The 13,020-nt window shown below is 48.3% G+C and carries 7 protein-coding genes; all 7 read right to left on the bottom strand.

The features are described from left to right. Positions 1-651: 651 nt before the first annotated feature. Complete coding sequence (locus NYE25_RS05290) at positions 652-1,680, bottom strand: cache domain-containing protein (RefSeq protein WP_341054980.1); 1,029 nt, start codon at positions 1,678-1,680, stop codon at positions 652-654. 64 nt (positions 1,681-1,744) lie between these two features. Continuing rightward, complete coding sequence (locus tag NYE25_RS05285; protein WP_341145317.1) at positions 1,745-4,192, bottom strand: alpha-L-rhamnosidase-related protein; 2,448 nt, start codon at positions 4,190-4,192, stop codon at positions 1,745-1,747. 100 nt (positions 4,193-4,292) lie between these two features. Then, the gene (locus tag NYE25_RS05280) at positions 4,293-5,720 is read right to left on the bottom strand and encodes an ABC transporter substrate-binding protein (RefSeq protein WP_341145316.1); all 1,428 of its coding nucleotides are present in this window, start codon (positions 5,718-5,720) and stop codon (positions 4,293-4,295) included. A gap of 141 nt (positions 5,721-5,861) precedes the next feature. After that, a complete protein-coding gene (locus NYE25_RS05275) occupies positions 5,862-6,746 on the bottom strand; it encodes a carbohydrate ABC transporter permease (RefSeq protein ID WP_341145315.1) in 885 nt (294 codons plus the stop codon). 5 nt (positions 6,747-6,751) lie between these two features. Continuing rightward, a complete protein-coding gene (locus NYE25_RS05270) occupies positions 6,752-7,684 on the bottom strand; it encodes a carbohydrate ABC transporter permease (protein WP_341145314.1) in 933 nt (310 codons plus the stop codon). A 276-nt stretch (positions 7,685-7,960) separates the two neighbouring features. Beyond that, the gene (locus NYE25_RS05265) at positions 7,961-10,072 is read right to left on the bottom strand and encodes a hypothetical protein (RefSeq protein WP_341145313.1); all 2,112 of its coding nucleotides are present in this window, start codon (positions 10,070-10,072) and stop codon (positions 7,961-7,963) included. Beyond that, a complete protein-coding gene (locus tag NYE25_RS05260) occupies positions 10,065-12,710 on the bottom strand; it encodes a glycoside hydrolase family 2 protein (protein WP_341145312.1) in 2,646 nt (881 codons plus the stop codon). Before NYE25_RS05260 ends, NYE25_RS05265 begins: the two co-directional genes overlap by 8 nt. Positions 12,711-13,020 lie beyond the last annotated feature (310 nt).

Raw genomic sequence — 13,020 nt, 5'->3', positions numbered from 1 at the left:
ATATTAGATAACCCTTTTCCTGCACCCTTTACATAATTATTTTATTTTGGAAATTTTCTTATTCGTGAAATTATTGTGACTATTGATAGAATGCCGTATTCCTAAGAACCCTCTAATGCAGATGCTTCAAACATTTAATTCACCCAAGCATCCCATCAATGAGATGTATTTCGTAAGCGATGACGTGACGCATGATTTCTCCATGCTTATATGTTATCCATTCACCATCATCACGTAGAAGTTAGTGTAATGTCCTCGTCAGTCTAATGCTTTATTTTCCCGTTCTGACACATTATTTTTCAGTCCCCGTAAGTTAAACGTTCTAGAGTGAATCAGATGAGTCAGACGAATTAGAGACTTTCAAAACACCCTATTTTACTAAGAGCAGACGATTAAGTGTATTTGGACACTAGTTTAATCTGCCAGAGCGAGATATGTTGAAGCATAGGTTAGTTTGTGCATCGCATTCTCTACTCTATTAAAAACACCAAAAGGCGTCCCAAGCATAAGCAATCAATTCATTGCTTTTGGGGACACCTCTTTGTCTGAGTAGATATAAGCACTGCTAGCCAGTGACCTTTTGCAGATTTTAGCGGGTAGCCTGAAATTCCAATGCTTCATAGATTCTGTCTGCCATTCCGACTGCCAATCTTAGTCTTTCATCGTGGAGTTAATTTTCAAATACAACTGTTTCAGCGGATTAACAATACTGCCACTAAGCATTGAAATCAGCAACCAGAACACTATGAACACTACGATGTTTAATCCAATCATTAAATACTTAAATGTCCGCAGCTCTGCATTCATCCCGTCTGCAGAGATATAGGTGACTATCCGCTCGTCCGATTCGGGCAGCGGATAGAGCAAAATCAAGCCGTCGGCCGTTTCACGCTCCAACAAATCCATAGCACCGCTACTAGAACTATCTTGTTCTTCCGGCATAGCTGGATTATCCTTCTCTGGTGTGGCCAGCGCTGTTTTAATTTCTTGCAGTCGCTTCATGGGCACATCCGCCGCATTCAATAGCTTTCCGTTACTTGTCAGCAGATAAACTTCATTCCCGCCGTAGATCGTATTCTTACCTGACAGATAGAAGCTGTACAGCTTGTCAATCTCAACTTCGAGCGAGAGCAGACCTAAAATTTGCCCCTCCGTGTTCTGAATTTTTACCTCAAGCAGCAGACGGTCGCGCAGATCAGAAGGTGCGTTCATCAGATGTTCCCGGTTCAGCACCGTCCAGCGCAAAGTTTGCTCCTGATTATCCAGAAATTGTTCCATTCCCGGAACTTTCTTGATCTCTGCAAAGGGGAGAAGCCCAGACACATTGCTCGAGGAGTACGTCCCCCCTGCTTCACCCCAAATATAAATGCCGAGAATGTCACTGCTAGAGGAGCGAATGCCCTCAAGTATCGGAGAAATCGCTCCGTCGTACGCTGGTTTTTTCAGAGCGTTTTGTACCACCTGATTATTGGAGATAAGCTTCGAGGTCTCCTCCAGCCAGTTCATGAACAAAAGAGTGTTCTTATGCTGCTGGCCAGTGTATTGAACGGACAACTGCCGCAACATATCCAAACTTCTATGCTCCATAGTACGATACAAAATGAAACTCGAAGCGGCAATGTAAACGGTAATAAACAGCACCAGGACAAGGCGGATGTTGCGGCCGAATGATCTGAACATATAACACCCCATCCCCCTCTGGTGTATGAATCAACGAAAACGAAGATCAATTGAAATCAGACTATCAGCTAAAGTGACTAATGTCGATCTCCTTATAAAAAGAACCTGCATCTGTCAGCAGCACTTCATGATTTGGCAGGATGATTGTAATCGCCGAACCGGCTGGCCAGTTAGCTTCAAAATGGAAGCTTTTATGTCCCGCTTCTGAATGGATTTCCCATTTTACATGTATTGGACCCAGACTTGTGCTTACGATTCCATTGGCCTGTTGCAGTTCGCCGCATTGTGGCTTTATGGTTATTCCCTCTATCCCTTGCCGGACACCCAATATCCCTCTTGTGAACTCAGTGATCGGCAGCGCGCTCCAGGCGTGACAGTCACTTCTGGTTCCAACAGAATCCATTTCGGGGAGTGTAGTGAGGTTCAAATCCAGCTGTTTCATCCAACGAGCCCATAGTCCGAAGGAGCGGTCATACAATCCGCAATGTTCCAACGCGCGAAAAAGATAATAGCTCATCGGCAGCGAAAGTTTAGCCAGTGATGTGTCAGCCATTGTAGCCTCTAGTAGTGCTGCCCCCTCTATAGCGTCCACCGTGCCAGCTAAAATCGCCCAGACCTGCGTATGCTGGCTAAGCTGCGTTTCCGCTGTTGCCGCCGGACTGTCGCGGAACATCAAGCTGTTCGATTGGCGACAGCAATCCAGTACCGCAGCATTGACCACGGCTTTGCGCTGACGTAATTCTATTGCAATCTGCGTCCACCCGCTGGCGGCAAGCAATTCAGCCGCTTGCTCCAACGCGGCCGCATACATCAAGCTAAGCACGGTTGCAGGTGCACCTTCCGTACAGTCTGGTGCACCGAGTGGCCATTCTTCTACCCAGTCGAAATAATTCCAATATTGGCGAGGCGTTCTGTCCACCAGACCCTGTGGTGTCAGTCGCTGATCGAACCAGTCCAATACGGATAACAGTGGCAGTCGATATCGTTTTACGATATCCAAATCCCCAAAGGATCTGTAGTGGTCATGAATCATCCCGATCCAATACAAGGAGAAGGAGGGGATGACCTGTGGCAGTACGGAGGGGAAGCGGCTTTGCAGCATGCCGTTTGGCAGCTGCGAAGCCCTATAATCTTCCATTGCCCTCTGTGCCAATCGGTCGTCTCCTGACAACAGGTACGTAAACTCCATCATCAGTTTGGTATCCATGGTATATTGCAGCTGTTCATAATACGGCGTATCCTCGTAGGTCTCATGCATGCAGCGTTGTAGGGTTCGGACACTCAGCTCCCAGAGCTGGTTATATCGTTCATCGTTGCAATGAAAGCTTCCTTCCGCCAGTAACGGATACCCAGTCTCTCGATAACTGAAGCCGGATATCGTCAAAGGCTCGGCTCCTGTACGCACCTCCAGCCGGACATACCGGAAGGTACGAAACCAGAATGGCTCATAGCTTTCCATCTGCACCGAGGTGCCATAACCGGCTGGATGGTAGCTGTCATATCCGCCTCTTAACACATGCTCCTGCATATCGTCGCGGACAGCTTTGCGGCGGATCTCGTCATCCCCAGTCTCTTCTTCGTAGCACTCGGCGTACAGTAGGGTGATCCGGCTACCTTTCCCCCCAAAGAGCTTAAGCTGCGGATAAGCTGTGATTAGCTCACCTGCATCCAGCTCCAGCCAGAGTTGCTGTCCCCCTTCTACGTGTATTCCTGCTAATGGCGGCGAAGCTCCAGCAGCTTCATTCCGCAGCTCCAGACTATGCCCGTTTTCAAAAAGGGCTTCCCCTTCACCACTGCTGCTGCGCATCAGCTTCAGGAAGAGTTGCTCGCGCTCATACAGCAGCGGAATCGGTCGCTCCGCCAATTGCCAGGGGGTTAATTGACCATAATCATCCCGCACCGGCTGTACAATCCCTGCGGCTAGCCAGGCGCTGTCGTCATATTCCGGCAAAGTCCAATCCAACAGCGACATGTCCCCCTCCACCTCTTCCAATCCGCCCATCCAGCGCATAATCGGAAACGGCTGAAGTCTGTAGCTGTGGTCCCTAATGCTTTTCCATGAGGTATCTGTATTCAGTTCCTGCACAAGCTGCCCATTGTTCATAACATCCGCTTCTACAAGCAAGCCGCCTTTTTGCGAGCGCCAAATCGATAGAGGACCGTCTTCACCCAGTTCAAATGGCGAAGTCCCAGCATAATGAACTACCATAACAGCAATCACATTTATACCTGGTTGCAAAACGTCGTCCAAATTGAACTCCTCATAATAGTGTACATGACCATGACCCTTGCAAGGACCGGCCCATAAACGCTGCCCGTTAACAAAGAGTCTGTAGCGACTGTCAGCAGTAATGGCCAAATTCAGACTGTAGGCCCTCCCGGCTCCAGCTGGCAGCTCAAACATTTTGCGAAAATACACTCGCTCGTGTTGCTGCTCCCAACTTTCTGTCCCTTCCTCATCCAAAGGCCAGATCCATCGCGCGCTCCAGTCTCCCCATTCTTTTGCTGCCATATAATGCACCTCTCCTTTATCCCTTAGAGTAGAATTTGGCAATGTACGCAGAAACGGCATCGCCGCCCTTTAGAAGGACGACGCCGCCGTTTGACTGTGTTCATTTCACCTTGTCGAGATAATCACGTTGGAATTCTTCAGCAGCCTTAGTCAAAATCTCCAGTGGATTTGCGTTTTTGTCTGTAAGGACTGTTTGCAGTACAATATCCAGCTTCTGGTACAATTCCTGAGCGTTGACCGGCTCTTCTGCACGCATGCCTTTGCTGCCGTTGTCCATATAGTCACGGAACAAATCCAGGTTCACATTGTTGTATTTGTCGAGAATCTTCTGTTCTTCACCGATCCGTTTCTCATCTGTCCAAATCCGCAGTCCGTAAGGGCCTACGATCAGCCCCTGATCACTCAGTGTCTTTTTCTCGATATCCCAACCAGTTAATGCCTCTTCTGAGGACTCCGGTGTGAAGCCGTAGGTTTTTAGCCATTTGAATCCAGCATCAATCTGCTCAGGGGTTACATTAGGCGAGAACATATATAGACCACCGCCGAGCAGGGTTACAGGCTTCCCGATGGGCCCGATTGGAAGTGCGGACATTGCCACATTGTCTTTAGACATTTTGGTCTGCTGCTGGATGACTGGAGGCCAGTCATTCATGCCGAAGCTCATAGCGACTTGATCGGTTCCGAACATGCGGAACATGTCATTCGTAACATCCACCAGATTATTGTCCGGCAGGACATCATATTTCCATTTCAAGTCCTTCACATATTGCAGGGCCGCCGCTGCCTCTGGAGAATTGAACACCGCTTGCCATTTTCCATCCACCTGTTTCTCGAATTCCGCGCCGTAAGCCCAAGCAATGTTCATGAACATCCAGCCGCCCTGGCCGCTTTTGGTTGGCAGGAATATTCCCGCCTTACCGGTCTTTTGCTTGATGATCTGCGCAGTTTGTGCTAGCTCTTCATATGTTTTAGGGAACTTTGGTATGCCCTTATCGTCCAGCAGTCCAGCTTCCTTGAAGAGATTCATATTGTACAGCATCCCCATCACGTAGCCGTCCTTCGGAATCCCGTAATATTTGCCGTCCTTGGTCACCATCTTCAGCAGATCTGGATTGATCGCTTTGTCATAGCCATATTTTTTCATCGTATCCGTGATATCTGCCGCGTAATTTGCCTTAATGATTTTGCTAGTTTCTGTAAAAAAGGTTTCGTACACCGTAGGAAGCTGACCGCTAGCCGCTTTAGGCAAGAAAGAGCTGACATCATAACCCCATTCATCCTTGTCCACAGTGATATCTGGATAATTAGCTTTCATCTTCGCCATGAGCTGCTCATACTGGGCAATTTTGGCTTCCTCATTCGGCTTCGGCCAGTTACTGACCTTGATCGTCACCTGTTTGTTGCTCGCTTCCTCCGTATTCCCTCCAGCATTCTCCTCTTTGGAGCCTCCGCAACCAGCCAGACCGGCCGTAAGAAGTAGCGTTAGCGCCAGTGTAGCTGTAATTTTTTTGGTGTGTTCGATTCTCAATGTAATTCCCCCTAGTCTTATTGTTAAAGCATTCTTCACAACATGTAAAGCGCTTTCTTTTGGATCTGAAATCATCTTACCACGCACCTTCTACAGCACCCTACGGGGCAAAACTGTGAAATGGTTTGTGATCGGGTGATGTTACCCTTTAATACTTCCACCAAAGGATTGCCCGTTCATAATGTACTTTTGGAAAAAAATAAACAGGATAATCGGCGGCAGGATCGCAAACGTCAGCGCAATAAACTGAATGTCCTGCGGCAAAGTCGCTTTCAGATTGTAGATGGCCACAATGACCGACCAGGTCGATTTATCCTTCAACACCATAAAAGGCCAGAAGAAGTCCTGCCAGACACTGTTCATCGTTAGTATCGTAATTGTGGCCATAACTGGTCCGCTAAGCGGGAGGATTATCCTGATAAAAATGCCGATGGTGCTCGCTCCGTCAATTTTGGCCGCTTCCAGCAGCGCCAGTGGGATGGTATCAAAAAAGTTCTTGAAGATCAGAATTACCACTGGATTCACGGCAGCCATAAACCACATCGGCCAGTAGGTATTGGTCAGATTCAAGTGCAGCAGTGGAAAATCAATCAGGTTTTTGAACAGCGGTACCATACCGACTGTATTCGGAACCATCATGGTCCACACGATCAGAGCAAACAGCAGTGCACTCCCTCGAGGCTTCAGCTTGGAAAAAAAATATCCTGCAAGCCCGTTAAACGTAAGGCAGAACAGTACAGAACCGACGGCTAAGTAAGCCGTATTCAGATAATAACTGAGAAAGTTAAATTCCTGCCAGGTCTCCCATAGCTTGCCAACATTGAATGAGCGAGGAATCAGGGTGGGCGGGATCGCATAGAACTCTTTGATGTCTTTAAGACTCGAAACCATAATCCAGACCGGAGGCAGAATACAGACGGCGGCAAGCACAATCATCAGAAAGAACATGCACCAGTACAGAACGCGCACCCAAGGTGATCTATATTCTATATTGCCGATAATACCAAATTCTTCTTTTGTTTTCATAGCTTCTACTCCCTGTTCAATTTCTTATCCAGCCGGAAATATATAATAGTTAGCACCATCAGGACAAGGAAAGTAATAACCCCCAGCGCCATGGAATGGCCTGCTTCAAAACTCCGGAACGCATAGTAATAGCTTTGGAGCATTAACGTCATAGAGGCGTTGTTCGGCCCACCTTCGGTCATAACCAGAGGCTCGTTGAAAATCTGGAATACACCGCTGATCTGCAAAATCATCATCAATCCGATCATGCTGGAAATTTGCGGAATGGTGATGCTTTTAAATCTCCGCCATACATTCGCACCGTCGATGGAAGCCGCTTCGTACAGATCATGATTAATGCTTTGCAGACTGGCTAGATAGAGCAGCACCGTTCCCCCGAAATTCCGCCAGGTAATCGTGAAAATAATCAGCATAATCGTCATGTCCGGGTCCTGAAGCCACTGCTGCACCGGGAATCCCAGAGCACTCAGCATAATATTCAGCACGCCGCCCTTCCCAGGCTCAAACAGAAACATCCATAACATCGAGGCAGCAATGCCGGGAACCATGCTCGGAAAAAAGACCGAAAAGCGGAAAAACGATTTCCCATGCCTGAGCTCATTGATCACAACTGCGACTATAATGGGTACAGCAAAACCGATCAGCAGCGACCAGAACACATACACGAAAGAGTTGGTCAGTGTCTGCTGAAACGCTGAGTTCTGTATCACATCCTTGTAATTCTGCAGTCCGGCAAAGCTTACGGCATTATAACCCTCTGTATTGAAAAAAGAGAGCACAATGCCCTTGACCAGCGGCTGCCAGGAAAAAAAGAAAAAGGCAAACAGCGTAGGGACAATTAATATCCAAGATGACCAATCTCTAAATAGACGCCGCTCAGGATAACCTTTCTTTTTCTTAGTCATTAAAGGATTTAGTTCAGTGGTTTTTCCAATCATGCTCCTGTCCTTCCTTCCTCCCGAAGCCAAGAATTCACTCCGGTCAGGCGTTGTATAGTTGTTATATTTAAATGATAGCGCTTCCTACAAAACCTCGAAATCCGGTAACCCTGCGAAAGCGTTTGTAAAGCTACTTATTTTGCTGGCAAGCAATCATGCGAGAAATATAAGAGATTGTGTATGGTATGAAACTTATACTTTCTTATATTTCAAAAAAAAGCGATGTACGCACCGGAATGGTCGTACACCGCTCATGTTCATGGTATGACGTTTTGTTTAGGCCTCACTTAGCCCTGAGCTAATGCATAGGACTGCTGCTTCCGCTCGAAATGCTTCGCTCGCCGGATTGGGCTGCTCCTCCAAAATGCGGAGTACCGCCTGCGGCTCCACGCCGGGCTGCGGCACACGGGATGGAGATACTATGTTCCAGTCCTGTTCACCCTTGAGCCTGTAAGATAACTCATAGAGATAATAACCCGTATGCTGCCCGTCAGCGAGTTGACTTACCCCATCCTGCCACGAGCAGAGTTCAAGAGGATGCTGTTTGTCAGCTAAAACACCGGACGCGAGGGTAATGCACTCATTACGGACTACCTGCTGCTTCTGTTCCCAAGCCTGCTGATCTAGGATTCCCAGCTCTAGGCGGTATTCCATTCCCGGCTCTCCATAAAGAGTCCAAGCCACTGGACTACCCACCGCTACGAACTTCGGTGCCTCCAGAAAAACTGGCTGATGAACCGGAACAAAACGTTCCGTCTGCTCCCACTCGCCCGCTTCTGGACTGCGTCTGCGATAATGCACCGTCCCCGTGAATTCAAGCTCCTGTTCCTGTTCCTGTAGTATAGCTTTTAGACACAGAGCAGCCTGCTCGTAAAGGTCCGTGCAGTTGTTATGCCCGAAGCGGTAGCCGATCTCATGGCGAAGTGGAATTCCGCGACTCCGGACCAAGGCCGCGAAGGTAAAGCTGAATCGGCTGAGGGTAAAGGCATCATGCGTGCCGTGGTTTATCAGTAGCTTAGTGCCGCTCGCTTTAAGGCCGTCTAGGAAGAAATCGGATTCCAGTCCGGTCGTTTCCCGCAGACTTGCAGAGTCACCAGCTCCCGTTAGTGTCTGTAGCAGAGTCTCGATACCTGATCTTCCGGTCTGAGGATGCCGCCAGTCCTTCTTCCAGATATCCCGGTAACCGGTGTCCACCTCTGCCACATGCCAGATCAACGGGCATGCCCCTTCCGCAAACTCACGGGTAAGCCCGTTCAGAATTAGCGGAGGTGCATAACACAATGTGTACCGCACCCGGTACGGCAGCCTTAGAGGATTGCCTCCCGCCAGCAACGCGGTCAGCCCACCGCGTGAGCCACCCACGGCCACAACCTGCTCCGCATAACCACCATAGCTATCTTGGCCTTTGGCAATTGCCGCCCCAATGCCGGCGTAAATGGAGCCTTGCAGGGAGCGGCTGCCGATGTAACCTCCGCCGTTCCAGAGAACACCAACAACACCTTTGCCTGTGCTGGCCAGAGTCTTTCCGATGATCTCCAGAAATGAGGGACCTACAGTGCTGAAGGTATTTTCATTGGCATCATAATAACCGTTGAATAACAGCGGATAGCCCTTAACGTTTTTCGCACTCCAATTGGGGGGCAAAATATAGGACGCAAGGCTATGCTGACCATTCTCCGTAACTAACAGACTGCCGCTAATGAGCTGAAACACAGGCGCATTGCTTAAAAGAGCCCCATCGTCAGCGGATTCATTACGGTAGACCACCGGATACCCGAAGGTCTTAAGGATACGGTCGCTTAAGGAGATGGCAACTAAATCATCTACTGCATAGAGACTGTAGCGGTCACCAATATAGCGTTCAAATTGCGGGGTTTTAAGTGCTTTATCCCCTTCGTTTCTGCCGAACAACTGATAATCTTCGGTATTGTATACATAAGGGCTATCTGGATCGTTATTATAGAGCCGTACATGCTCAGCTACAACCTTCTCTCCAGCTTCGTCCATCCGCAGGGTCCCGATGCCGTCGGTCCCACCATAACGGAAGCCGCCTTTCCCCTCAGCAGCACTGTTATCCCAGTGTGACACTACTGGAAGCGTATTGGTCAGCAACGGGCTGACCAATACGAACACTCCTTCCTCTGAATTCTGGGTTCCATCAGCGTTCTCAGCCTCGACTGTATCCTCTCGCAGGGTTGACCAACCGGCTTTGTGATAAGTTACTTCACCGCTCCGCAAGCAGGCCAGCAGTAGTTCTGCATCGTGCATTTTTAAGTAATCGGCCACAGCCCTAGTAACGGGTAGAGCAATGGGTTCAGATCCACCACTCAGAATAAAACGACTTAGCGGAACGTATTTTCCCGGTACAAAACACAATAATTTACTCATAAATTCCTTCTCCTCCATCTGCTGGTATCGTATCGCCATGTGCTGTCAGAAACGAGCAAAATTTAATTTCTGGCAGACCGTCGGTACTACAGTAATTCTCCCCAGCCAGAAATCCTCCCGACAGTTTTGGTGTGCAAGTAACCGTCACCGTCCTTTTTTCTCCTGGAAAAAGGGTGAGGAACTGTTCTTCTGCTTCCATCCAGTAGCGGTCCCCCTTCTCCTCTGCATGTACATGTAACAGTACTTCACTACCAGTATTATGGAGAGTGAAGTGAGCTTGGTGACTTATCTTTTCTACACCAGTAGGTTGCCATAAGCTTTCCTGCCGCACCTGAAGATTGCCACCTGTAAGATCAAGTGCTGGGGCATAAAGATGTTGGTTAGCGGTAGAGAACACATATAAATTTTGCTGCGATTCTTCTTCAATGTTCCGGAATGACAATCTGACAAAATATAATAGATCCTCAGGCTCAGGCACGCTGAAATTCAACTCCCCAACACAGACAGCACGATCTTTGTCTCCTTCTGCCTCGAAGGTTTGCCGATATAGGCTTCTGCCCGTTGCATCTAGCACTTCTGCATCAACCTTTACCTTGCCTCCATCCACACCATGCACGAATACATTTCCATGAAATCTAGTACCAGGCGTTAAAAGTAGGCTGCGATAATCTAGCGAAGCATGCTGCGGACGGAAGGCTTGTTTCACCCAGTGGTAGGCCATTTTAGTTTCACCATAATAATCTACAAGATTGGTGCAAGACACATTCGGCCATGGCTCGTTGAACTGCCAGACAATGCTGCCGCTGTTCCGGAATTTGCGGCGACGGTTAGCCTCAAGCACGAAGCGGATTCCTTCTGCCTGCATCCATTGGCTGCAAGCAGAGAACTGCTTCAAATCATTCATGCTACCGAACATTTCTTCTTCACGGCTTAGCGTATCCCACCACTCCCCGTGATGTCTCCATACGGCGCTGTTCTCCATCGAGACAGGCTGCTGGTTGGCTTCATTCAGAAATTTCTCTAGGCTTTTGAGAGAACTCAGACCGTCCACTCCAAATTCGCTATGCAGCAGATTATCGTTACTGCCATATAATTCGTAGTGATAGGGGTTGCCCATATACTTCCAGTAGCCATGAACATCATGCCCCTGGCCCTTGGCTTCTGTAATATATTCCACTGGACCGGACGCCGAGGTCGGCAGAAAGAGCCGCTGCGGATCATACTGCTCTACCAGCTCCTTTAGCATCGCCAGATTGGAATCACTGAGGTTTGAAGGCTTGTTTGGTTCACTCATTAATTCATTTCCACCGCTCCATACCGTTAGTGATACATGATTGCGTTTGTCGCAGAGTGCGGTGCAAGCCGTCTTACGCAGCAGTTCCAGGAACTCTGGCTGCTTGGATGGAATATTATCTATGCCGGAGCTCGATTGAATGAACTCCTGCCAGATCATAATGCCGTTCAAATCACATAAATCGTAAAAGGCTTTTTTCTCAATGATTCCGCCGCCCCAAACCCGAACAAGATTGATATGTGCCGCTTTCATTAAATAGATCATCTGCTGATACTGTTCGATCGTCACATTTCCGTAGAGATGATCCAAGGGTGTCATATTTACACCTTTTATATAAATCTTGCGTCCGTTGATCACAACCGTATAAGGTAGCGCGTTGTCGGGGCTTCCTTCATTAAGGATATAATTAAGTTTGCGGATGCCTGTCTGTAAGCTTCGTGTATCGAGCTCTATATCGTCTTCGTCCATTAGCTTCAACTCAAGGCTGTAGAGCGGTTGTTCTCCGTAACCGTTTGGATACCATAGCTGAGGTTCAGGTATTTCGAGCTCCGCGTTCACAACTCCTCCCGCAAGAACAGAGTACGTCTGAACCAGCAGCGGATTCCCCTTCGGATCAGAACAAGTAATGCTCGCTGTCAGCCTCCCTGTACGTTCAGGACCAGCCATCTGTTTGATGCTTGCCTGAATAGAAATTCGACCAGACACCTGCCCGTCATTTTCACCAAACTCCGCATCTGTAGTGATCGACACGTCTTGCCAAGAACAATCCCGGTGAACCCTCAGTACCACATCATCCCAGATTCCGACGTTAACTAACCTGGTGGAGAAATCCCATTTATAATTAAAACGGCTCTTCTGCGTGAAGGTGGCCGAGGTTTTGCCGATTTGCCCCATTTCATCCGGTGCCTGCTTCAGTAGCACTGAGATTTCCAGACTCTCCCGCTCCGAGAGGAGATCTGTAACATCAAATACAGCCGGCTCGAACATTCCCTTATGTTCACCCAACAGGATATTGTCGGCGTAAACAGCTGCTTCATAGTCTAGCCCCTGAAAGACCAGTTCAACTCGGGATGCCTTCAGCTCAGGATGTTTCAAAGTCGTGCGGTAAACCCACCAACGGTTCTCTACCCATTCACAGCTTAAGCTGTTCAACTCTTCATAAGGATTGCTAATCCAGCCCTGTCTGTAGAGATCATAATGAACTCCACCCGGCACAGTAGCTGGCATCCAGTCTGTAACTCCCATCAATTCCTGCCCCAGCTCCATGCTGGTGCCCTTTAACGGCACCCAAGGCCAGTACCCTTTGACTTCCCACTTTAGATCGTTCAATAAAATTTGTTTCATGTCTGCTCCCGTTCCCCCAAATCCTGCTTAATTTGGCGCTGTTCATGACTAAGAACGGCTCTGGCGCCATCGGTTAATGCGCTTACAATTCTATTCATCCAGCTTCATTACCAATGATAGCATCGGGTTATCATTTTCGAAGGCCCCTAACCCTGTGAAATCGTTTGTTAATCTGCGCAGTTGCAGATAAATACAAACAACTATTCTAGATACAAGCCGTTTGTAGAACGCGAAAAAGGAGTTCCCTCAAGCCGTGAAAGGCCACTGGGGATCTCCTTTGCTTTTTGTTTGGTTTGAGATTCAAGAACTC

The sequence above is a fragment of the Paenibacillus sp. FSL E2-8871 genome (assembly GCF_038000345.1).
In the GTDB taxonomy this organism is placed as follows: domain Bacteria; phylum Bacillota; class Bacilli; order Paenibacillales; family Paenibacillaceae; genus Paenibacillus_AQ.
This window is presented reverse-complemented; position numbering and strand designations above follow the sequence as displayed.

Bases quoted from the DNA above. Each gene is read 5' to 3' on its own strand.
- NYE25_RS05290 (WP_341054980.1), bottom strand. From the start codon at position 1,680: ATGTTCAGATCATTCGGCCGCAACATCCGCCTTGTCCTGGTGCTGTTT.
- NYE25_RS05285 (WP_341145317.1), bottom strand. From the start codon at position 4,192: ATGGCAGCAAAAGAATGGGGAGACTGGAGCGCGCGATGGATCTGGCCT.
- NYE25_RS05275 (WP_341145315.1), bottom strand. From the start codon at position 6,746: ATGAAAACAAAAGAAGAATTTGGTATTATCGGCAATATAGAATATAGA.
- NYE25_RS05270 (WP_341145314.1), bottom strand. From the start codon at position 7,684: ATGATTGGAAAAACCACTGAACTAAATCCTTTAATGACTAAGAAAAAG.
- NYE25_RS05265 (WP_341145313.1), bottom strand. From the start codon at position 10,072: ATGAGTAAATTATTGTGTTTTGTACCGGGAAAATACGTTCCGCTAAGT.
- NYE25_RS05260 (WP_341145312.1), bottom strand. From the start codon at position 12,710: ATGAAACAAATTTTATTGAACGATCTAAAGTGGGAAGTCAAAGGGTAC.